Below are 22,155 nucleotides of genomic sequence, written 5' to 3'. Positions count from 1 at the left end.
AGGGTAAACCCTGAATTTTTGGCGAAGAAATTAAAAGCAACGGGTTACTGGATTTGATTGTGCAGATCAGAATTCTGTTTGTTTTTGGAATCGATACCAAATTGGTTCACGGGCGTTACCATGGAGGCCGGTAAAAGAAAGGATTCCAGGTGAGCAGCATCAAGGACGTGGCCGCCAAGGCCGGCGTGTCCACCACCACAGTCTCGCGGGTGCTCAGTCAGCCCCAGGCGGTGCGACCGGCGTTGCGCGCCCAGGTGGAACAGGCGATTGCCGCCCTGGGGTATCGGCCCAATCTGGCAGCCCGCCGGTTGCGACAACAACGAGCCTCGTTGTTGGGCCTGATCGTGTCCGATATCCGCAGCCCCTTTTTCACGGACGTGGGGCGGGCGGTTGAGGACATGGCCTACCGCCACGGCCTGCGTCTGATCTTGTGCAATACCGACGAGAACCCTGAAAAAGAGCACTCCTACCTGCAACTGATGGCCGACGAACAGGCCAGCGGGGTGATCTACTCACCCACACTGGAAGGCCTGCGGCGCTTCAGGCCCACGGACTGGCCGTTTCCGGTGGTGATGGTGGACCGTGCCCTGCCCGACACCCCGGTGGACCGGGTGCTGCTAGACAACGTGGCGGCAGCACGTCAGCTGACCGAGCACCTGCTGGCGGCGGGCTACCGGCGCATTGCCTTGCTGGTGGGCCACCACAGCACCACCGGTCAGGAGCGCCAGGCCGGCTACGAAGCCGCCTTGCAGGCTCAGGGCCTCCGCCCCGAGGTGCACCGGGTGGCGCCCACCCGCGAGGCCGGCATTGAGGCGGCCGCCGCTTTGCTGGCCCAGGCCGACGGACCGGACGCCCTGCTGGCATCCAACGGCCTGCTGTTGATGGGCGCGGTGCAGGCCTTGCAGGCCGCAGGCAGGCGTTCGCCCGGCCAGATCGGCTTGGCCGGTTTCGACAACAACGACTGGACAGCGCTGCCCTCGGTCGACGTGACCGTGATCGCCCAGCCCACCTACGACATCGGCCGCAGCGCGGCCGAACTGATGCTTCAGCGCATCGACGACCCGAGCCGCCCGGCCCGCAAGGTGGTGCTGGAGGGGCAACTGGTGATCCGTGGGTCGAGCCGCGGGCCGGAGGGCCGCCGGGTCTGACTTCAGGCTCAATGGAGTGCTCGGGTGTCGGGTGCTCGGGCGTTTGCCGAAATTGCATGACCACATTGCGAATATGCCAACCCATGATCGGCAGGGTCTCGGGATAATTTTGATTTCAGACCACGGCATCTCGAATCAAAAATGAGCCTCCCATCACCGCAACCATCCCAACATTTCAGCAAGGTCCGCAAACATGCCGGCCTCCTCTTTGTGTCTGGCGAAGTGGCCCACCAGAGCTCGGGCAGGGCGCCCGAAGGGGTTGAAGCGCAGACCCGCCTGGTTCTGCATCACCTGGCCGCCACGCTGGCCAATGAAGGCTCGAGCCTGGACAAGGTTCTCCAGGCCACGGTTCATCTGCGCCACCCTGAGGACTTTGCCGCGTTCAATCAGGTGTACGGTGAGTGCTTTGCCCCGCCTTTCCCTGTGCGGACCACCGTCGCGGCGGAGCCCTTGTATCCCGGTGCGCTGATCGAGGTCACGGTGGTGGCCGCAGCATGAAAAAAGCCCCGCGGGACATGAAGTCTGGCGGGGCAACAGGCTTGCCTGGAGAAAGTGTTGTGCCGTGACTGGCGTTGCGGGTTCAGGCTTGGCAAACCTCTGATTCTTCGATCAGGGGCGAGAGGTGGACGGCGTCCGGCAGCGTGACTTCGAGCAACTGAAGGTCTTCGCTCGCCTTGGCGAATCCGTATCGCAGGGCCCCTGGTACGGTGACGCTGTCGTCGCTCTTCAAGGTCAGGCGCTCTTGACCATGGCAGAAATCCAATTGACCCGACAGCACAAAATAGAAACAGAATTCAGTTTCATGCTGCTGATCGGGGATCATGGCAGCGCCCAGGCCTTCAGGCCGGATCACGCGCACACCGGCCAGGCCTTTGGTGGCCTCGCCGATGCCGGTGTCCTGGCAGGACAGGCCTGCCAGACGCCATGGCTTCCAAGGGGCGCTACGCGCCTGATGAAAGACAAAGCGCTGGCCGCCGAATTCATGCGCGGGCGGCAACAGGTGATCCGACGGCAAGGACATCGCATGGTCTGCGATGGTGATGTGTTCGGCCGGCGTACCGATCTCGATCACCTCGGCACCCGCCGAGCTTTCCATCACCCGGTGACGGATCAACGGGGGTTGAAGTACGCAGTCGCCAGCTTGCATCACCAGCGGTTCGCCCTGGCCTTCGTACGCCACTTTGACCCAGCCCTTGCGGCAGAAGATCATTTGGAACCGGACCTTGTGATAGTGCTCGTAATCAGGCACGACACCGCCGTCCAGGATCCGGATGTGGGAGGCAATGAAGGCACCGCCGTGGCGGTCTGGCAGCAGGTCGCGGTAGCGCAGGCCGGCGCGACCCACGCTCCAGTGAGTGGCAGCGCCGTGTTGGCTGATGACCAGGGACTGAACGGTGGCGGGCAGCTTCATCTCGGGGTCTACCGGGGCCAGATGAACCGCCGTGCCATTGGGCGCCGACAGCACGAGGCGCCCGCCGGCCACGGCCGCCGGATCACGACACAGCAGGGTCAGGCGTGGCGCAGCGTTGGGCACCCCCACCGAGAGCTGCAGGGTGATGCCGTGCCCCACCACCAGGGCGGTCTTGGGGTTATCGGCCGGAAAGATGGCCAGCACCCGCATGCCCAGCTGATGGGTGAAAAAGCTGAGCGTGGGCTCAAGGGTTTCACAGCCAAGCTGCACCATGGCGGCGCTGATGCCATCGAGGTTCAAAGAGGGCAGCGGCGCACTGGGCGACGACTGGGCTGGGGTCAGGCTGGCAGGGGGCATGAAGGTCTCCGATGAAAAATGGGGTGGATGCATGCACGCGTGTCAATCGAGATTCAGCTTCAGTTGCTGAGCCACGCGGCGGAAGCTTTCGGTTTCGCGGTTCACCAGCGTGCGCATCTCGTCCGGGCCGAGTGCGACGGGCTCCAGGAAGGCTGCGGTGGAGCGATCGCGCGCCTCGGGTTGGGACATGATGTCGATCAGCTCGCGGCTGAGGCGGTCACGGATGGCCTGCGGCGTGCCGCTGGGCATCGAGAATCCGAAGAAGGGTTGAACGGCGGCCTGGCCCAGCCCCAACTCGGCCAGGCTTGCCACGCTGGGGAGCAGCTTGCTGCGTTCGGGGCTGCCGATGGCCAGGGCCCGCAGGCGGCCCGAGCGCAGTTCGCCGCCCACGCTGGCCAGTGTTTCGAAGCTCAGATCCACATCGCCTCGAAGCAGGGCCAGCTTGGCATCTGCCGCTCCCTTGTAGGGAATGGCATCCATCTTGATGCCGGCCGCGTTCTCCAGCATCACACCGCACAGATGGTTGGCCCCGCCTTCACCATAGGTGACATAGCGCAGGTCGCCTGGTTTGGCCTTGGCCTGGCGGATGAAGTCGGCCAGCGAGGCATAGGGCTTGTTCGACGCGGTGACCAGCACGTTCGGGGTGTAGCTGACCAAGGCCAACATGGCCAGATCCCGGTCGATCTGAAACGGCAGGTTCTTGCGCAGGGCGGGCAGCACGCTGTAGCTGCCAACCCCTGCGAGCAGGAGGGTGTAGCCGTCGGGGGCTGCTTTGGCGACGGCGTCGACGCCGATGATGGTGGAGCCACCGGGTTTGTTGTCGATCACCACGGGCTGCCCGAGACGACGGGGCAACTGATCGGAAATCAGGCGGGCGATGGTGTCCGATGCGCCGCCGGGGGCAAAGGGCACCACCAGGCGGATCGGCTTGCTGGGCCAGGACTGGGCTTGCGCACTGTGCCACGAACTGGCCATCCAGGGTGCAGCGGCGGCCGCGATCAATGATCGGCGACGCAGGGATGAGGAGGGGGTGGGCATGGGAGGTGAGGGTGTTGTTGTTGTGAGGCGTTGACACCGGAGGCGGGTCAAAACTTGTGCCGGATGCCGGCGCGGATCATGCGTTGTGAACGATCAGCACCAGGGACCCCATCGCTCAGTCCCGGCGAATTCATGGACTTGGCACCCAGGTATCCGGTGTTGAAATACAGATCGGTTCTCTTCGACAGGTAGTAATCCAGGCCCAGGTTCAGCTGGTTCAGTCGGCCTCCGGCCGCGGCCACGAAGTCGACCTGGTTGCGGATGATGCTGGCATTGAGGTTGAGATTGGGCGTGACGGCCCAGCTGGCACCGAGGTCCAGGATCGTGGACTGGCGAGCGGAGGCACCCTTCAAGTCACGCGAGGTGCTGGCGATGGCCAGGGGCTGGCGCGTGTCCGAGTAGGTGCCATGCAGGCGGACGACACCCCACTGGTAGGCTGCACCCAATGTCCAGGTGCGCAGCGCCACGTCGCCCGCGCCCCCCTTGTTGGCACCGATGTTGGCGGCACTGGCATCGGCAGAGGTGGCACCGAGTCGGGTCTGATAGAAGGCGCCAGCCAGGCGCAGCGCCTGTTGCTGGTAGTCGAGGCCGAGTGCCACGGTCTGGCCCGCCTGGCTGTCGCCCGCATTGCCACCCAGGCCGACCATGGCGGTTCCTTGCAGCCCGCCTTGACGCACCGAGTTGTAACGGATCGAGTTGTTGGTCCGATCGGCGTAGGTGCGGTCCAGGCCGTGGATTGGGGCCGCCTGAGAGCCGAAATCGATCGTGGACGACAGGGTGCCCATGTCATCCAGGGGGTCGGTCTGGCGTCCGACCAGCAAGGCACCCCAGGGGGTGTTCAGGCCCACAATGGACTTGCGGCCAAAAGCGATACCGCCTTGTGCGAAGCTGCCGCTGTTCATGTTGAGGCCCGATTCGAGGGCGAACACGGCGCTGATGCCGCCGCCAAGGTCCTCACGCCCCCGGTAACCCAGGCGCGATGCCTGCATGGCGCCCGGCAGCACCGACCACATCGAGCCTGGTGTGGTGGCGCTCCCTGATTGGATCCGATTGGTGTAGCTGACCCCGGTGTCCAGGATGCCGTAGATGGACACCGATGAGGCACCGGTGCTCTGGGCGTGACATGCGAGGCCCGCCAAACTGAACGTGGCGCAAAGAAGCTTGTGTTTTTTCATGTGTGCTTTCTGAGGGTCGTGGGGAAACCTGTCAGCGGCCCGTGGAGCGGCCACCGGTTGGATGGGGCAGTCGGTTCCAGCCTCAGTCGGCGGCGCCGACGCTGCTGGTGCTGTTGGCAATGGCGGCACGCCGCGCTTGCATCACCTGATGGCCTTGTTCACCCAGGTCCCAGAAGAGGCCGGCCATGATCTGAAGGCCCTCTCTGGTGACGCTGGCGAGCACATGCTCGTTCGGTGCATGCTGGGCGCAGCCGGGATAGGAGTGCGGCACCCACAGGGTGGGCAATCCCAGAACGTCGGCAAAGGCATCGTTGGGCAAGGAGCCTCCCAGGTTGGGCAGCAGGCTGGGGGCCCTGCCGGTGGTCTGCCTGAGCGAAGCAAGGCACCACCGAACCCACGGATCGCTCGGGTCCAGGCGTGTGGCCATGGCCTCAGAGCCGGCCTGACTGAGTTCGACATCCTGAAAGCCGTGTGCGTCCAGGTGGCGACGCAGGTGTTCCAGAAACCGGGTGTTGTCGCTGCCGACCACATAGCGGATCTGGCATTGGGCAAATGCATGCGGTGGAATGGCATTGACGGGCGCTTCGGGGTTGCCGGTCTTGAACGCGATGACCTCGAAGCTGTTCCACCCGAACACCCGTTCGGTCGGGCTGAGGCCGGGCTCGCCCCAGTCGGGGTCGATCTCGGGTGCTCCGGGGTCTGTCCCCACCTCGATGGTCTGTAAAGCCTCCCGCACGTTGTCCGGCAGGCTGTCCGGCAGCAGGCCGGGGACCAGGATGCGCCCCTTGGCATCGACCATGCTGGCGATGGCGTGTGCCAGGCGGATGCCCGGGTTGCGCAACAACCCACCCCAGTTGCCCGAATGGTGACCCCCTTCCCGCGCCCGCACGTGCAGGTTGAAGTTGAGGCCCCCTCGGGCACCGAGGAACACGGTGGGTGAGGCGGCATTGAGACGAGGCCCATCCGAGGCCACGAAGACATCGGCGCTCAAGGTGTGCCGGTGCCTGGCGCAGAACTCGTGCAGGCCGGGTGAGCCGGCTTCCTCGCCCATCTCCAGCAGGATCTTCACGTTGAAGCCCAAGCGGCCACCGCGCGCACGGATGACCTCGCCCAAGGCCGACACGTTGATGCTGTGTTGCACCTTGTTGTCCGCAATGCCGCGGCCGTACCACCGAGGCCCTTCCACCGTCAGTTGCCAGGGCGACAGGCCCGTACGCCATTGCGTGTCGTAACCGTTGACGACGTCGCCATGGCCATACATCAGCACCGTGCAGGCCGCCACATCTTCGATGCGGGAGGCGATCAGAAAAGGGCTTTTGCCAGCTTCCGGGTTCGGTTCGATGCGCACTTCAAAACCGATGGCCTGCAGTTCCGGGCCGATCAGTTCCTCCAGGTAGGCGTGCAGGATGGGCAGGCTCTCGGCCTTCTGGCTTTCTGTTCGCATGGCCACCCGCTGGGCCAGCAGCGCCTGAAAGCGGCCCGTGTCAAACAGGCGCGTCGCCGCGTCGATGGCCCGTTGGCGGCCTTGGTCGTTAAAGGTGCTGATCGCTGCCTGCTTCATCTTTGTCTGCCCTTGAATCGGGTCTCCGTATGGGGTGTTCGGCTTGTGTGACGCGAAGAATAGGGCGATGAGACATTTGCCACCATTAGATAATTAACATGCTTTAATTGCCGTTTTGGCAAACCATATCGAAACCCATGAAGTCCGATCACCTCAAGGAAACCTCGTTGCGGTACTTTCTGGAGGTGGCGCGCTGTGGTTCGATCACCCAGGCCTCAGAGCGGCTGTTCGTCGCTGCTTCGGCCATCAGCCGACAGATCAGTGCGCTGGAAGACGTGCTTGAAGTGACGCTGTTCGAGCGCCGACCCCGGGGCATGGTGTTGAGTGCTGCGGGTGAGATGCTGGCGGCTCACGCCCGCCGTGCCGCCCTGGAGGCCGACCGTGTGGTGGCCGACATCGTGGCCCTGCAGGGGCTGAAGCGGGGCAAGGTCAGCCTGGCCTGCACGGAAGGCTTCGCCATTGATTTCCTGCCTTCCGTCATCATTGAGTTCCAGAAGAAATACCCCGGCATCACCTTCAACATGAACGTGTCCGGCCCTGACGAGGTGACCGAGCGGGTTCGCAACGGAGAGGCCGACATTGGCCTCGCCTTCAATCGCCTGGCGCAGCGCGAGATCAAGGTGGAGCATCGGCTTGCCGCGCCGATCCTGGTGATCATGCGCCCCGACCACCCTTTGGCCAGCAAGAAGAGCCTCAGCCTTTCGCAGCTGGCCGCCCACCCCTTGGCATTGCCGACCCAGGAGACCAGCCTGAGGCAGATCTTTGACATCACCTGCAGTCGACGCGGGCTGCTGATCGAGCCGACGGTGGCGAGCAACTGTGCTGCGACGCTGCACAGGCTGGTGCTCTCCAGCGGTATCGCGTCGATTGCCGGCGAGGTCTCGGTGCGGCACTTTCTCAGGGAAGGACGCATGGTCGGCCTGCCCATCCGCGATGCGGGCCTGGAGAGTCGCAGCATCGAATTGCAGACGCTGGTGGGTCGAACCCTGCCAGGGGTGGTGCTGACGTTTCTCGACTACCTGAAGAACTGCCTGGCGCAGTCAGAGTCTTGAGCCCTTGGGGCGTGGCTCGGTCAGGCCTGAGCCAGCGCCTGCAATGCGGCGGGGTCCATGGCCACATAAAGGCGGCCTTCGCGGGACAGGACCCGTCGCCTGAGCAACTCTGTCATCACGCTGGACACACTCATGCGTGAGAGGCTGCACAGGCAGGCCATTTCCTCCTGTGTGAAGTTGATCCGGATCAGGCGCCCCGCGGGGTGGGCCTGCCCGTGTGAGTGGAGCAAGCCCAGCAGGGCGGTGGCAACCCGTCGGCCTGCGCCGCCATGGCTGAGCAGGTCATGGTGCATCAGCAGCGCCTGCAAGCGCTGGTTCGAGAACGCCAGGTACTGACCCAGCAGCGTGGGCTCGGCCTGCAGGTCTGCCATCGCCTGCGGCCAGGGCAACTCGACCACCAGGGCCTCGGACGAGGCCACCGCCGTGCAGGCATGGAACCCAGATTGAGATGCTCCTTCGTCACCCAGCAAGCCACCGGGCCCGATGACCATCAGATGCCGCTCGTGGCCATCGGGGGTGTAGCGCACCAGCCGGATCCGCCCGCGCAGCACGATGTGAAGCGCCCGAAACAGGTCGCCCTGCGTGTAGAGGACGGCTCCCCGACGCAGCGGCCTGGCGGGTCGATCGGCAATCAGCGAAGCCCAGTCGTGCCGGGGCTCTCCGAGCCAAAAGGTGCAGGCGCTTTGGGGTTCACTCACTGGGGGGCTCATGGGCTTGGTTTCGGGTGATCGACTCAGGCGGCTGATTCCACCGATTGTGCCCTCGCCCTGTTGTGTAAAGCGCTTGGCAGACCCCACCATGACGCCGTCCTACGCTGCGCCTACCTCAATCACTTTGCTCATGTGACGCCATGCACCACCCGTTTGCCGCCTTCCGCAGTCAATTCCCCATCCTGGATCACCAGGCCCAGCTCTCCAGTTGCTCCCAGAGCGCGTTGTCCGTGCCGGTGATCGAGGCGGTTCAGGCCTACCTCGAGAGCTGGCAGACCCAGGGTATGGACTGGGCCGGCTGGATGCTGGCCGTCGACGGGGCCAAGGCCGAATTTGCACGCCTGATCGGCGCAAAGCCCCAGGACATTGCTGTGGCTGGCTCGGTGGCCGACGCGACCAGCGCCGTGGGCAGCGCACTGAGGTTCGAGCCCGGCAAGGAGTGCGTGGTGGTCGGTGAGAGCGATTTCCCGTCACAGGGCCACGTTTGGCTGGCCCAGGAGCCTCGCGGAGCGCGTGTCCGATTCGCCACCGCCCAGGCTGACAGATGCGTCACCCCCGCGTGTCTGGAGGCTGTGATCGACGACCGCACCCTGCTCATCCATGTCTCTCATGTGGCCTATGACACGGGTTACATCCAGGACCTGGCGGCGATCCGGCAGCTCGCGCGCCACCATGGCGCCATCGTCTTCGTGGATGCTTACCAGTCGGCGGGCGCGCTCGACATCGATGTCGAACGCGACCAGGTGGACATCCTGGTGGCTGGTGCACAGAAGTTCATGTTGGGCTGTCCCGGCATCGCCTTTCTTTACGTGCGGCCCGGTCTGGCCACGACACTGCAGCCCACCCACACCGGTTGGTTTGGCCGCCGAGAGCCGTTCGCGTTCGATATCCGGAAACTGGATTTTTCCGACAATGCCAATCGCTTCAACACTGGCACGCCCCCCATGGTCAACGCCTACGCAGCGCGGGCTGGGTTGCAACTGTTGAACGCCATGGACTGCGTTGAAGTGCAGGGCTACCTGTTGGAACTGTCGCAAATAGGTCGTCGGGAGGCCCGGCGCCTGGGTCTGAAGCCCGTGGTGAGCGACCTCAGGGTGGGCACCCTGAACACGGCCATCCTGGTACAGGATGCCGCATCCAGCGAACAGCATCTGCGGCAATCTGGCTTCATCACTTCGGCCCGCAATGACGTGTTGCGCATCGCGCCTCACTTCTACAACACAGAGGACGAAGTCATCCGTGCCGTGCGGGCGCTTGCCGAGTGGTGTGGCAAGCGGTAGACCGTTCCGACCCGGCGTCTGAAGCAGGTGTCTGGGATTCGGCCGCCTTGAATGCCAATTGGGGTGCCCAGCTGCCGTCGGTGGCGGCCTGTGAAATCAGTGGATGGCCGCGTACATGATCGCTTCCTGGCTGGCCTGCTCGGCAGAGAACTCGACCACCACTTTGCCTTGTTTGGCCACCAGGATGCGGTCGGACAGGGCCATCACCTCGGGCAGATAGGACGAGATCACCACCACGGCTTTGCCGGCATCGGCCAGTCGGTTGATTTCGGCATGGATCTCGGTGATGGCCCCCACGTCCACGCCGCGGGTGGGCTCGTCAAAGATGATCACATCGGGGTCTTGCACCAGTGATTTGGCGATCACCACCTTTTGCTGGTTGCCGCCCGACAGTTCGATCACCTTCACGTCGCGGCTGATGGCGCGCACATTGAGCAGCTGGCTCCAGTGCTCGCCCATGCGGGCAGCGCGGCCCGGGTCGAGCAGGCCTACCATCGAGCCGAGCTTGCCCAGCCAGCCCATGTAGATGTTCTGGGTGATGGACATGGTCTCGAAAAAGCCCTCCACCTTGCGGTCTTCGGTGATGTAGGCGATGCCATCGGCCACGGCCTGGCGTGCCACGCGGTAGCGCACCGGGCGCCCGCGCAGCAGCACCTCGCCGCCGTGAAAGAAGTCGCGCTTGATCAGGCCGGCCACCACCTTGAAGGTCTCGGTGCGGCCTGCCCCCACCAGTCCGAACACACCCGTCACCTGGCCTGCAAACACCGACAGCGAGTTGTTTTTCACCATCGAGGCCATGCGCAGGTTGCGCACCGACAGCACGCAGTCCCCCTGGGCCCGGACCTGGGTCTTCTTTTGCCCGTACAGGGTTTGCGACAGGTCGCGGCCCACCATGGCCTGGATGATGCGGGCGCGGTCGAAGTTCTGTTTGAGGTCAGTCACCACGTGCTGGCCATCGCGCAACACGGTGATGCGGTCGGCCAGCAGCAGCGCCTCTTCCAGCGCATGCGAGATGAAGATCACCGACACGCCGCGTGCCTTGAGGTTGAGCATCAGGTCGAAGAAGTATTTCTTCTCTTCGGGGGTCAGGCTGGCCGTGGGCTCGTCAAAGATGATGATTCGGGCCTGATGCAGCACGGCGCGGGCAATCTCCACCATCTGTTTCTTGGCGGCGCCCAGCAGGCTCACCGTGGCCGTGGGGTCGACATCGAAGTTGAGCGATTGCAGAAACTGCTGCGCCGAGATGTACACCCCGCGCAAGCGGTTGAAGAAGTGCTCTTGCCCCAGGAACAGGTTCTGTGCCACGGTCATGGTGGGGACCAGGCTGGTCTCCTGGAACACCATGGCAATGCCCGCGTCGCGGGCCTCCAGCGGGGTCTTGAGCTGGACCTCGCGCCCCTCTACCAGCATCTGCCCTTCGCTCAGCGCCACCACACCGGCCATGATCTTGGTCAGGGTGGATTTGCCGGCGCCGTTCTCGCCCAGCAGGGCGTGGATCTCACCGCGCCGCAGATCGAAATTGACGCCGTCGACGGCTGGCACACCGCCGTACTTCTTGGTGGCCTGGCGCAGTTCCAGCACCACCTCGTCGGCCAGGGGGGCGGGTGAGGGGGTGTGGGTGGAATCCAGCTGAGAAACCGTCATGTCTGACTCCCTGTCGGCTGGGCGTCCAGCCGCAACAAGCGCCCCGCACCGCGCGAGGCCACGTACAAGACCATGCCCACCTGGGCCACCGCCGTGATGCCGTGGTGCTGTCCGTCCACCTGGCTGTGCAGGGACGACAGCACCCGGCCATCGGCCGCCACCCTGAGCACCAGCCCATAGGAGCGCGGAGGGGCCCAGGGTTTGAGCACGCCCATCTGTTTGACGCCTGCACCCTGCAGCGGCTCCAGAAAACTTTGGCCCGATGACAGCGCAGGTGCGATCCAGTGGCGTGGATCGATCTCGGCCATCATGCGTTGGCGGTAGGCCGGCTCACGCAGCACGAACTCGACCAGTTGCGAGCGGCACACAAAGCAGCTGAGCCAGAAGCCGCCACGGTCATCCACCGCCATGCGCGAGGGGTAGCCCACCAGTTCAGCGCTCAGCGAATGGCCCTGGCGCGGGCCGGCGCCGCTCAGGTCCAGCACCCGGTGATGCCAGCTTTCGCTGGCCAGCACCCGCGAGCCCAACGCCAGCACGCCAAAGGCATGACGCAGCCCCTGGGCCAGCAGGTCGGCCTGCGGTGTGCCCGGTGTCCAGCAGCCGACCCGACCCGTGTGGCCCAGGGCCATCAGGTCATGGCACCAGGCCTCGGTGCCGTGATGTGAGGAGCCTTCACTGAACAACAGCCGCCCCTGGGTGTCAAAACTCAACGCGTTGACGCTGAGCAGCGGCGTGCCCGCCAGTGTCTGCAGGCTGGCTTCGGTGTGCCACACCGGGTCTTGGTTGGGGCGGTACAGGATGCGCAACTCGCTGCCGCCCAGGGCCACGGCCAGGCGTTCAGGCCCTTGCAGGGCCAGCGCGGTGATGGGGCGGTCAAAGCGCATTTGCTCCACGGGCCCGGCGTCCTGGTCCAGGCGATACAGCGCATTGCCGGCGCTCATCCAAAGCTGGCGCCCGTCGCTGGCCAGGTCGTTCAGACCCGGCAGATGGGCCACCACCTGGGCCTCGTCCAGGGCCCGGTTGGGCTTCAGGGCGCCATCCATCACCGGCACGGTGATGGCGGCATCGCCCCGGCCCAGAAATCGGTCGCTCAGTTGTCTGAAGGTGGCCAGCATCAGCGTTGCTCCCAGCGTTGTTCGTAGTGGGCGAAATCCGCCTTGGCGTCGGGCAGCTTGTAGCGGCCGATGCGGTTGTTGGAAATGCCGCCCAGGTACAGGTAGCCCCGGTGCTCGCGCATCGAGGTGATCATGGGGTGGTTCTCGCCGCCCAGGTCCCACAGGGTTTCAAGCACTTCGCCGCGCTCGCTGAACTTGAGCACGCAGCCGGTGTTGATGTTGGGGAACAGCCATTCGTCCACCGGCACCCGCTTGGCCATGCGGCGCCTGAAGCCCGGCATGCGCATGGCCAGGTCGTAGGCCGGCGCGCGCATGCCCACCAGGGCCATCCAGTAGTGCCCGTCAGAGGCCAGGTTGATGTTGTCGGGGTAGCCCGGCAGGTTGTCCAGCACCACCTCGACCTGGCCCTGGCGTGGCCCGTCAAACCAATAGCGCTTGACGCAGCAACCCCAGGTCTCGGCAAACAGGATGGACTGGCCGTCGCTGCCCACGCAGATGCCGTTGGGAAACTTCAGCCCGCGCAGCAGGGTGCGGGTGCTGCCGTCACGCGGGTCGTGGCACACGATGCGGCCGTTGCCGCGGGCCTCCAAGCCGTCCACCGGCCATTCGTGCATTTCATAGCGGGTGGTGGCCTCGCTGAAGAAGATCCGGCCATCGGGCGCGATGTCCAGGTCGTCGGCCAGGCGCAGGCGGCTGTCGTCGTTGATCGAAGCCCAACTGCGGTTGGTCTCGTCGGTCACGCAGTGCACCTCGCGCTCTGGCGTCACCTTGTACAGGCCCATGCCACCCACGCAGACCAGCAGGTTCCAGTCGCGGTCGAACGCCATGCCCAGCGGCTGGCCGCCGATGTGGGCAAAGACCTCCATCTCCTGGTAGTCGGGCGCCTTGAAGCGGATGATGTCGCCATGGCGCGAGCCCGCATACAGGTGGTTGTCGCGGTCCAGGATCACGTCTTCGGGGGCTTCGATGCGGCCCAGTCCGATCAGGTCCACATCGCGCAGCTTGTTGTTGACGGCCCAGGCGGTGGGCGCCTGGGCACTGCAGTCGGGGGCGGCTGGCAGGCGCAGGTAGGTGGGGCTCACGTACACCTTGCTGATGATGCGGTGGCGGTTTTTCAGCCAGCGCACGTCGATCGCGGCGGCCGCGATCAGGATGGCCGCCAACACCATGCGTGTCACGCCGCCGGGGGCCGACAGGGAGGTCAGGCCGTTGGTGATCAGCAGCACCACCAGGGTGCCGACCAGGGCCTTGGTCACCGAGCCGCGCCCACCACCCAGGCTGATGCCGCCCAGCACGGCCGCGGTCAGCACCAGTACCTCCATGCCCACGCCGATGTCGGCGCCTGCCGTGGCCAGCCGCGATGCGAAGAAGCAGCCGCCCACGGCCGTCAGCACGCCACTGCCCACATAGCTCAAGGCCACGGTGCGGCGCACAGCGATGCCACAGTTGTAGGCCGAGCGGCGTGAGCCGCCAATGGCCATCACATGCCAGCCCCAGCGCAGCCGGGTCAGCATCAGGTGGCCCGCAATGGCCACCACGGCATAGACCCAGGCCACCGAGGGGATCTCCAGAAACGTGCCGCCGCCCAAGAAATCCCACCAGGCCGAGTCGGGCAGGTTGCCGGCGATCTCGGTCGAATAGCGCAGGCTCAGGATCTCGTACAGCGAGCGGAAGATGATCAGCGTGATCAAGGTGGTGAGGAAGGCCCGCAGGCGCAGGTAGCCGATCAGCACACCATTGATGCCCCCCAAGACCGCGCCCGTGAGCAGGGTGCCCAACACGGCGGCCGGCACCGGCCACTTGAGCACATGCATCATCATCAGCGCGCTGAAGTTGGTCAGTGCAAAGATCGAACCCACCGACAGGTCGATGCCGCCCACGATCATCACCAGGGCCAGGCCCAGCACCACAAAGCCCACCTCGCCGGCCTGCCGCAAGGTGTCGGCCATCACGGCCATGCTGTAGAAGTTGGGCAGCAACTGCCCCGAGGCGATCAGCACCGCCAGCAACAGGATCACCGGGATGGCCGTCTCGGTCCAGCGCTTGGACAGGATTTCGCCCACCCAGTGGTCGGGCCAGTAGCGATAGCGCAGGCGCGTCAGCGTCTCGGTCCACGAGGGGGCGTCCGCGTGCTGGCGCGACGGCGCGCCGGCCTGCAGCAAGGGGGGCAAGGTGGTGCTTGAAGGGTCACTCATGGCAGGTTTCCATCCATTGGTGAGGCGCCCTTGGCGCAAGGGCGGGCCTGGCGCCGGCGTTGGGGGGGCCGGCCCGGCGGCCCCAGAGGGCGCCAAGGCTCGGTTGATGTGCGCACAGGCGCAGCGGCTTACTTGGCAGCCAGCTTCCAGCAGGTGCCGTCGGCCCCGGCGTTCTCTTTGGTGATCGGGATCAGCGTGGTGTAGATGTTCTGGCGCGCCTGGCCTGCCTTGAGGCCGTTCTGCACCAGCCACTTGATCATGGCGGCCATGTTGCTGGCCTGCGTGGGCACGTCGTAGCTGATGTCGTAGTCGAAGCCGCCGCTCTTGACCATGTCGCATGCACCCTTTTGCTCGCCGCCGCCCGAGGTGGCGAGGTACACCTTGCCCGTCAGGCCGGCCTCCTTGATGGCCGCTGCCGTGCCGATGTCCATGCCGTCCCAGAAGCCCACGATGCCGCACAGATCAGGGTGCTGCTTGAGCACGGTCTGGGTCAGGGCCTTGGCCTTGGCGGCGTCCCAGTCGGCGGCCTGGTTGGACACCACTTTCACGGTGGGGTTCTTGGCCAGCACGTTCTCCACGCCCTTGAGGGTGTAGGCACTGGCGGCTGCCGTGGGGGCGCCCTGCACAATGGCGATCTTGTTGGACTTGCCCTTGCAGGACTCGACCACCGCGGTGGTGGTGCGTTCACCGATGTCCACCCAGTCGGCGCCGACAAACACGGTGGAGGGCTGGGCCGAGCGCATGTTGATCTGCACCACGTAGATGCCTTCGTCCTCGGCCTTCTTGATCAGCTTGGCGTAGGTTTGCACATCGGGGTTGTGGATCACGATGGCGGCGGGCTTTTCGGCGATCAGCGAGGTGAAGGCCTGGGCGCCAGCATTGGTGTTCCAGTTCGGGTCACGGGCCACCACTTTCATGCCCGAGGGCTCCAGCTCCTTTTTCAGGCCTTGGTACCAGCCCTGAGCCAGGTCAAAGCCCATGGCCACCGGAATGTAGCCCACGGTCTTGCCGGCTAGCGCCTTCTTGTAGCCCTCACGGAAGGGCTCATCCAGGCCCTTGCTCTGGGCCAGTGCGCTGCCCACCAGCCCCAGGCTCAGGGCCAGACCGGCGAAGGTTGTCGTCCACTTTCCTGCGTTTCCTGCGTTGTGCATGCTTGTCTCCTTGCTTGTTTGAGGATCAAAAGCGCCTGAGGCCGGGCGTGCGGCATACCGAAACCAGAATGGGAGCGGGCGGCTCTAGATGTCGCCCTGTTGGGCTGTCTCTTCGTTGCGCGGGTTGAGCACCGAGTCGATCAGGATGGCGGCCAGCAGCACCAGGCCCTTGATGATGTTCTGCACCGAGTAAGAAATGTCCATGATGGTCATGCCGTTGAGCATGGTGCCGATCAGCAAGGTACCGATCACCACGTTGGCCACGCCGCCGCGGCCACCCGACAGGCCGATGCCGCCCAACACCACCACCAGCACCACGTCATAGACCATGGTCGAGTTGTAGATGCGCGTGGGCATGCTGTTGACCGAGGCGGCCATCACCAGGCCTGCAAACAGGCCGATCAAGGCGGCCAGCACGTATTCAAAGACGATCACCGGCCGAGTGGGCAGGCCGGTGGCGCGGGCACTGAAGGGGTTGTCGCCAATCGCATAGATGAAGGCGCCGGCACGCACCTTGCGCAGCAGCAAGGCCATGAGGGCCGAGGCCAGCGCGAACATGACCACGGGCATGGGGATGCCCCCCAGCGAGCCGCGCCCCATGCCGGCCACGGCGTCCAGCGCCGCGGGCCATTGCACCACCTCCAGTTGAAAGATGGCCGCCTGCCCCAGGCCGGCCAGAAACAGGCCCGAGGCCAGGGTGGTGAACAGCGAAGGCACCTCGGCATAGGCGATCAGCCAGCCATTGATCAGGCCAAAAGCCAGCGACAGGCCCAGCGCCATCAGCCCTGCCGAGGCGATCGACTGCCCATTGGCGACCATCTGCAGCATCAGGCCGGCCGGTACGGCCAGCGCGGCAATCATCGAGATGTCGATGCCGCGCCCGATGACCACCACCGCCATGCCCAGGCCCAGGATGCCCAGGATGGCCACGTTCTGCAGCAGCGTGAGCAGGTTGTCCAGGTTGGAAAAGCCGGGCAGCAGGACCGTGAAGCCCAGGAACATCACGATGAACAGGGCAAACACAATGGTTTGCTGGGTGGCACGCAGTTTGGGGATGGTCATGGCGGGCTCCTTGGGTCAGGTCAGGGCGGCGTTGAGCGAGCGACGCAGCTCGCGCTTGACGATCTTGCCGTTCAGGTTGCGCGGCAAAGGTTCGGTATCGATGGTCCAGGTCTCGGGCACGGCGTAGTCGGCCATGCGCTCTGCACAGAAGGCCTGCAACACCGGGGCCTGGGTGTCGTCACCCAGTGCACGCACGGTGACGAAGGCGTGCACTCTTTCACCCAGCACCGCGCAGGGCACACCGACCAGGGCCACTTCGATGACTTGAGGGTGCTCGGCCAGTACGTTCTCCACCGCGGCGCAATACACCTTGTAGCCGCCTCGGTTGATGATGTCTTTCTTGCGATCCAGGATGCGCAGATAGCCTTCGGCGTCCAGGCTGCCGATGTCGCCCGAGCGCCAGAAGCCGCCCCTGAACTCGCTGGCGGTGGCCGCCTCGTTGCGCCAGTAACCCGGTACCACCATCGGACCGGCGATCCAGATCTCGCCCACGCTGCCGCGCGGCAGCTCGCGGCCCTCGTCGTCGACGATGCACACCTCGCCACAGGGCACGGCCTGGCCCACGCTGTCGCGGTGGTGGTCGGTCTGACCGGGCGGCATGATCGTGGCGGGCGAGCAGGTCTCGGTGGCGCCGTAGGCGTTCATCAGTGTCAGGCCGGGCAGGCGCTGCGCCAGCGCATCGATGGTGGCGGTCGACATCGAGGCGCCCCCAAAAGCCCCGATGCGCCAGTGCCGCAGATCGTGGTTCTGCAGATCGGGCAGCAGCAGGCACAGGTTGTACATGGCCGGCACCATGATGGTGTGGGTGATGCGCTCGGCCTCGGCCAGTCGAAGAAACTCGCCCGCCTTGAAGGGGGGCATCAGCACCAGGCAGCCGGCGCAGTGGAGCATCGTGTAGAGCTGCGCCACCAGCCCGGTGACGTGGCTCAGGGGCACGGCCACCAGCGTGCGCTCCTGGGCGCCCAAGGCCATCACCTGCGCAAAGTGCATCACCGAGTGGATGATGTTGAGCTGGCAGATCATGGCCCCCTTGGGTTTGCCGGTGGTGCCCGAGGTGTAGAGCAGCACGGCCAGATCGTCTTCGTGGGCGGCGTGGGGTTGGGTCATGGCCTCGCCTTGCAACAGGCCGGACAGGGCGCTGAAGCCGGTCACGGCCTGGCTTCCGCACACCAGCCGCCAGCGCAGCGCCTCGAGTGGTTGGTCGTGTGGGAACCACTCGACCAGCTCGGGTGCGCACACCACGACCACCGCCCCTGAATCGGCCAGGGCATGGGCCAGCTCAAGCCCCCGGGCCCGGTCGCTGATGGGCACCAGCACGGCGCCCATCCAGGCGCAGGCCAACCCCAGCAAGACGAATTCAGGCCGGTTGGCCATGTGCAGGGCCACACGGTCACCGGGCTGCACGCCCAGGCGTGCCAGGCCGGCGGCATATCGGGCGGCGGTGTGTTGCAGCTCACGCCAGCTCAGCCGCAGCCCGCCTGAAACCAGGGCTGGCGCATCAGGGTGCGCCTGGGCGGCCCGCTGCAGCATGTGGCCCAGGCTGATCGGGCGTTCGCTGTAGCAGCGCATCACACGGTTCTGGAAATGGGTTTCGCGACGCGTCAGGGGCATGCTGTCTCCAGTCTGGTCGGGGCGGGCCGGGTGGGCCGCGGGCTCGCTCAAGACGCCGCGCAGCAACATCTCCAGGCAATGGTCCACGGCGTGGCGCAAGGCTTCGGCGCTGTGCTGGCCCGGTCGGTACCAGCGACCGATGCCGCTCAGGGCGCCGACCACGGTGAATGAGGCGACGGCGGCATCGCCGGTGACGATCCAGCCGGCCAGCATGCCTTCGTCGATCAGCACCCGGAAATCGGCGTCGACCTGACGCTTGAGGCGGCGCAACTCGCGCCGCCGCTCTTCGGGCAGGGTGTCCTCGCCCAGGCGGATCACGCATTGGCCGAAATCACCTGTCACCACGCTGGCGTACAAGGCCATGGCGGCGCGCAGGCGCTCACGCCCGCTCAGCCCCTGGCCCTGCAGCTGGGCCAGGCCAGTGTGAAACTCGGCCAGTCCGCGCTCCACGCAGTCAAAAAGGATCTGCTCCTTGTTGTCGACGTAGTAGTAAAGCGTTGGCTTGGACACCCCCAGGCTGCGCGCGATGTCGTCGAGCGAGGTGTGCTGGAAACCGTTCTTGGTGAACAGGCGCGCCGCTGCCAGCAACACGGCGTCCTTCTTGGCCTGGCGCGCAGGTTCCCGCTCATGGCGGGTCGCCCAGGGCGAGCCCTTGGGCTCGGGCGGCTTGCTCCCTTGGACGCTTGCAGCAGCAGTTTTAGGCACGGACACCGACCTTTCCTGGCTTGATCGAGATCAGGTTACCGGCGGGTAAGCCTGTCGACTGGCGGAAAGATAGACCTCCTGAAAGACATTTCAGCTAAGGAAAACCCTTTGACGCAAAGCACCATCTGTCTGGTGCGCGACATCTGGCCTCCGCTTGCGGCGCGGCTGGATGTGGACCGGGAAGTCACTGGTGACGACGCAGGCCAGGTGAGGCGGTGGGCTCCGAATCAGCCTTGGGCGGCCGGGTCGGCAGCGGCAGACAGACAAAAAAAAGCCCCCGTGCCGATGCGGAAAAGCACCGGCACGGGGGCTGGATGCGCGGCAATCAATGCACGCGCACGCTCACCATGGTCTGGTTCAGCAGTTGGTAGGCGATTTCACCAAAGGTGATGGGGCCGGCCATGCCGCCGATGGCCTTGCCTTCGAGCTCTCCGAACACGAAGTTCAGAATGCAGTTGCACGACAGGGCCAGGCCGTCTGCACTCTGGTCGGCCAGGCGGGCGCGGAAGGCGGCGGCGTAGTCACCCACGGGTTTGGCAAAGCGGTAGTCCACCCCGGGGAACACGGGTGCATACAGCACCACCTTGCCGCCCGCCTCGCCCACGCTTTGCAGCGACGCATTCACGTGGGCGCCGGCAAAGTCACCCACCAGGGGCAACTGGCCGTTTTCCAGGCCGTGTTCGCGCACATACGCGGCGAAGTTGGTCGGCTGGCCATTGACCAGGCATTGGCCCACTTCGAAGGTGGTCTGCTCGAACTGCAGCAGGTCGCCGGTGCCGGGCTCAAACAGGTTGACGATTTCGATCGAAGCCAGTTTGTCTTCGGGCAGCTTGACATAGGCCACCACGGCGCGGTCTTCGTACTTGGTGGCGGTGCGGCCGTCATAGACCTTGGGGGTGGCGCTGCCCAGCTGCGACAGGTGCACACCGGCGATCCAGCCCACCGTGGGCTTGATGAAGGCGTCTTCGAAGTTGGCGGCACCTGCGGCGAACTTCTGGTGCGAGCTGCTGCCGGCCGGGATGATGGTCACGGCAAAGCCGTTGTCGGGGCCGTTGCGGCTGATGTCGCCCAGGGCCTCAGGGCCGTAGCTGGCAAAGCTCACCTCGCCGACGGGCGACAGATCGGTGGCAAAAACCTGACCGTCCTGCACCACCACGCCACCGCTGGGCACCATGAAATAAGGGATTGTGCCGCCAATCCAGTTGCCGGCAGGCAATTGGTCCAGTGCGGATTCGGGGCCGGCCAAGCTCAGCGGCGTGCCTTGGCGGATCAGTTCGGCCGCAGCCTGCACGGAGATCAAATTGTTCATGGTTCGGTCCTCAGAGTGTGGTCAGTTGGGCGACTTCGGTCGGGAGAATGCGTTCCCACTTGGTGAAGAAGGCATGCAGCTCGGCGGCGCGTGCGGGCAGCGGATCGGTACTTCGTTCGATGCGCTTGGCCAGCAGTTGGGTGCCCAGGTGCTGTGTGCGGATTTTGCTGAGCCCGCCTGCGGCCAGCTTTTGCCAGCAGGGATGGTTGAGAGCCGGAATGGCCATGTTGTGCTCCAGAGTGTTTGTGGCTGCCGTGAATATCAATTGTCTCGCCATGGACGATGTCAATTGTATCGCTATGATCATTTAAAAGTCCAAAATGAACAATAGCCGACTGAAAATAATGATTGATTTGATTTTTAAGGTGTTGATCAAACGCAAATCCAGAACACTCCCTGTGTGGCTGGCCGGGGGCATCGGCGGTGCTTGTTGCGCTGAGTCATGGTGTCGCCGCAGAGCGGCTCTAGAGTGGGAAGGCGCGCCCTTGCGTGCACCTCATCTCCAGGAGTCAGCCCATGAGTACCTTGATGAAAGCCGCCGTCTTTGTCGAACCCGGCCGCATTGAACTGGTCGACAAGCGCATTCCCGATGTCGGGCCCAACGATGCCTTGCTGCGCGTCACCACCACCACCATTTGCGGCACCGATGTGCACATCCTCAAAGGGGAGTACCCGGTGGCCCGCGGTCTCACCGTGGGCCATGAACCGGTGGGGGTGATCGAGAAGCTGGGCAGCGCCGTGCAGGGCTACCAGGAAGGGCAGCGGGTGATTGCGGGGGCCATCTGTCCCAATTTCAATTCGTATGCAGCCCAGGACGGTGCCCCTTCGCAGGACGGTAGTTACCTGGTGCCTCAGGGCTTGTGCGGCTGCCATGGCTTCAAGGCCACAGCAGGCTGGCGCTTTGGCAACCTGATCGATGGCACTCAGGCCGAGTACGTGCTGGTGCCCGACGCCCAGGCGAACCTGGCCCCGATCCCCGATGGCCTGACCGATGAGCAGGTGCTGATGTGCCCCGACATCATGTCCACCGGGTTCAAGGGCGCTGAGAACGCCAATATCCGCATTGGGGACACCGTGGTGGTGTTTGCCCAGGGCCCGATCGGCCTGTGCGCCACGGCCGGGGCCCGTCTGCTGGGTGCCACCACCATCATCGCGGTGGACGGCAATGCCCACCGGCTGGGCATCTCCAGGCAATTGGGGGCGGACGTGACCCTCAACATCCATGAGTGCGATGTGGTGGCCGAGGTGCTGAAGCTCACGGGCGGACGCGGAGCAGATTCGGCGATCGAGGCGCTGGGCACCCAGGCCACCTTCGAAGCGGGCCTGCGCGTGATCAAACCCGGGGGCACCCTGTCGAGCCTGGGCGTTTACTCCGGTGACCTGACGATCCCGCTGTCGGCGTTTGCCGCTGGACTGGGTGACCACCGCATCAACACCGCGCTGTGCCCGGGCGGCAAGGAGCGGATGCGCCGTCTGATGAACGTGCTGGCCTCAGGCCGGCTGGATTTGGGCGTGCTGGTCACCCACCACTACCCGCTTGATCAGATCGTGGCGGCCTACGACCTGTTTTCGCACCAACGCGACGGGGTGTTGAAGGTCGCCATCAAGCCCTGAACACCAAGCCCTGAGGC

The 22,155-nt window shown here is 65.0% G+C and carries 18 protein-coding genes; 5 read left to right on the top strand and 13 right to left on the bottom strand.

Features of this window, described 5'->3' with window-relative positions:
* The first annotated feature begins 149 nt into the window (after positions 1-149).
* Both AC07PT_RS15115 and AC07PT_RS15110 read left to right on the top strand, forming a co-directional pair.
* Positions 150-1,148, top strand: coding sequence for a LacI family DNA-binding transcriptional regulator (locus AC07PT_RS15115; protein WP_494657143.1), 999 nt, complete (start codon positions 150-152; stop codon positions 1,146-1,148).
* A gap of 141 nt (positions 1,149-1,289) precedes the next feature.
* The gene (locus AC07PT_RS15110; RefSeq protein WP_492346099.1) at positions 1,290-1,646 is read left to right on the top strand and encodes a RidA family protein; all 357 of its coding nucleotides are present in this window, start codon (positions 1,290-1,292) and stop codon (positions 1,644-1,646) included.
* Between the two features lie 82 nt (positions 1,647-1,728).
* Here the strand turns inward: AC07PT_RS15110 and AC07PT_RS15105 are convergent, their stop codons facing one another.
* The 4 genes from AC07PT_RS15105 to AC07PT_RS15090 form a co-directional block, all read right to left on the bottom strand.
* On the bottom strand, positions 1,729-2,916 hold the full coding sequence (locus AC07PT_RS15105; protein ID WP_494657142.1) for a cupin domain-containing protein: 1,188 nt from the start codon (positions 2,914-2,916) through the stop codon (positions 1,729-1,731).
* A 42-nt stretch (positions 2,917-2,958) separates the two neighbouring features.
* The gene (locus AC07PT_RS15100; protein WP_492346097.1) at positions 2,959-3,954 is read right to left on the bottom strand and encodes a Bug family tripartite tricarboxylate transporter substrate binding protein; all 996 of its coding nucleotides are present in this window, start codon (positions 3,952-3,954) and stop codon (positions 2,959-2,961) included.
* Positions 3,955-4,001: 47 nt separating this feature from the next.
* On the bottom strand, positions 4,002-5,129 hold the full coding sequence (locus AC07PT_RS15095) for a porin (protein WP_492346096.1): 1,128 nt from the start codon (positions 5,127-5,129) through the stop codon (positions 4,002-4,004).
* Positions 5,130-5,211: 82 nt separating this feature from the next.
* Positions 5,212-6,690 carry a M20 family metallopeptidase gene (locus AC07PT_RS15090; RefSeq protein ID WP_492346095.1) on the bottom strand — a complete coding sequence of 493 codons (1,479 nt, stop codon included), beginning with the start codon at positions 6,688-6,690 and terminating at the stop codon, positions 5,212-5,214.
* A gap of 137 nt (positions 6,691-6,827) precedes the next feature.
* On the opposite strand from AC07PT_RS15090, the gene AC07PT_RS15085 reads away from it, so the two are divergent.
* Positions 6,828-7,742 carry a LysR family transcriptional regulator gene (locus AC07PT_RS15085; RefSeq protein WP_492346094.1) on the top strand — a complete coding sequence of 305 codons (915 nt, stop codon included), beginning with the start codon at positions 6,828-6,830 and terminating at the stop codon, positions 7,740-7,742.
* A 20-nt stretch (positions 7,743-7,762) separates the two neighbouring features.
* On the opposite strand, the gene AC07PT_RS15080 is transcribed toward AC07PT_RS15085, so the two are convergent.
* A complete protein-coding gene (locus AC07PT_RS15080) occupies positions 7,763-8,440 on the bottom strand; it encodes a Crp/Fnr family transcriptional regulator (RefSeq protein ID WP_492346093.1) in 678 nt (225 codons plus the stop codon).
* 152 nt (positions 8,441-8,592) lie between these two features.
* Between AC07PT_RS15080 and AC07PT_RS15075 the strand changes: the two genes are divergently transcribed.
* On the top strand, positions 8,593-9,732 hold the full coding sequence (locus AC07PT_RS15075; protein ID WP_494657140.1) for an aminotransferase class V-fold PLP-dependent enzyme: 1,140 nt from the start codon (positions 8,593-8,595) through the stop codon (positions 9,730-9,732).
* A gap of 96 nt (positions 9,733-9,828) precedes the next feature.
* Here AC07PT_RS15075 and AC07PT_RS15070 read toward each other — a convergent pair whose 3' ends face one another.
* The 8 genes from AC07PT_RS15070 to AC07PT_RS15035 all read right to left on the bottom strand — a co-directional run bounded on the left by AC07PT_RS15070 (position 9,829) and on the right by AC07PT_RS15035 (position 20,750).
* Positions 9,829-11,376 (bottom strand): sugar ABC transporter ATP-binding protein, encoded by a 1,548-nt coding sequence (locus tag AC07PT_RS15070; protein ID WP_492346091.1) that lies wholly within the window; start codon positions 11,374-11,376, stop codon positions 9,829-9,831.
* Complete coding sequence (locus AC07PT_RS15065) at positions 11,373-12,491, bottom strand: SMP-30/gluconolactonase/LRE family protein (protein ID WP_494657139.1); 1,119 nt, start codon at positions 12,489-12,491, stop codon at positions 11,373-11,375. The genes AC07PT_RS15070 and AC07PT_RS15065 overlap by 4 nt, the downstream gene beginning before the upstream one ends.
* Positions 12,491-14,686, bottom strand: a complete 2,196-nt coding sequence (locus AC07PT_RS15060; protein WP_494657138.1) for an ABC transporter permease — start codon at positions 14,684-14,686, stop codon at positions 12,491-12,493. The genes AC07PT_RS15065 and AC07PT_RS15060 overlap by 1 nt, the downstream gene beginning before the upstream one ends.
* 128 nt (positions 14,687-14,814) lie before the next feature.
* Positions 14,815-15,837, bottom strand: coding sequence for a sugar ABC transporter substrate-binding protein (locus tag AC07PT_RS15055; protein ID WP_494657137.1), 1,023 nt, complete (start codon positions 15,835-15,837; stop codon positions 14,815-14,817).
* An 84-nt stretch (positions 15,838-15,921) separates the two neighbouring features.
* Complete coding sequence (locus AC07PT_RS15050; RefSeq protein ID WP_492346087.1) at positions 15,922-16,899, bottom strand: ABC transporter permease; 978 nt, start codon at positions 16,897-16,899, stop codon at positions 15,922-15,924.
* Positions 16,900-16,914: 15 nt separating this feature from the next.
* Positions 16,915-19,221, bottom strand: coding sequence for an AMP-binding protein (locus tag AC07PT_RS15045; protein ID WP_494657136.1), 2,307 nt, complete (start codon positions 19,219-19,221; stop codon positions 16,915-16,917).
* 319 nt (positions 19,222-19,540) lie between these two features.
* Positions 19,541-20,524, bottom strand: a complete 984-nt coding sequence (locus AC07PT_RS15040; protein WP_494657135.1) for a DUF6976 family protein — start codon at positions 20,522-20,524, stop codon at positions 19,541-19,543.
* Between the two features lie 10 nt (positions 20,525-20,534).
* On the bottom strand, positions 20,535-20,750 hold the full coding sequence (locus tag AC07PT_RS15035; RefSeq protein ID WP_019572347.1) for a hypothetical protein: 216 nt from the start codon (positions 20,748-20,750) through the stop codon (positions 20,535-20,537).
* 290 nt (positions 20,751-21,040) lie between these two features.
* Between AC07PT_RS15035 and AC07PT_RS15030 the strand changes: the two genes are divergently transcribed.
* Positions 21,041-22,138, top strand: coding sequence for an NAD(P)-dependent alcohol dehydrogenase (locus AC07PT_RS15030; RefSeq protein ID WP_494657134.1), 1,098 nt, complete (start codon positions 21,041-21,043; stop codon positions 22,136-22,138).
* The last annotated feature ends 17 nt before the right edge of the window (positions 22,139-22,155 follow it).

Source organism: Curvibacter sp. GW821-FHT09D12, assembly GCF_059416245.1.
This window is presented reverse-complemented; position numbering and strand designations above follow the sequence as displayed.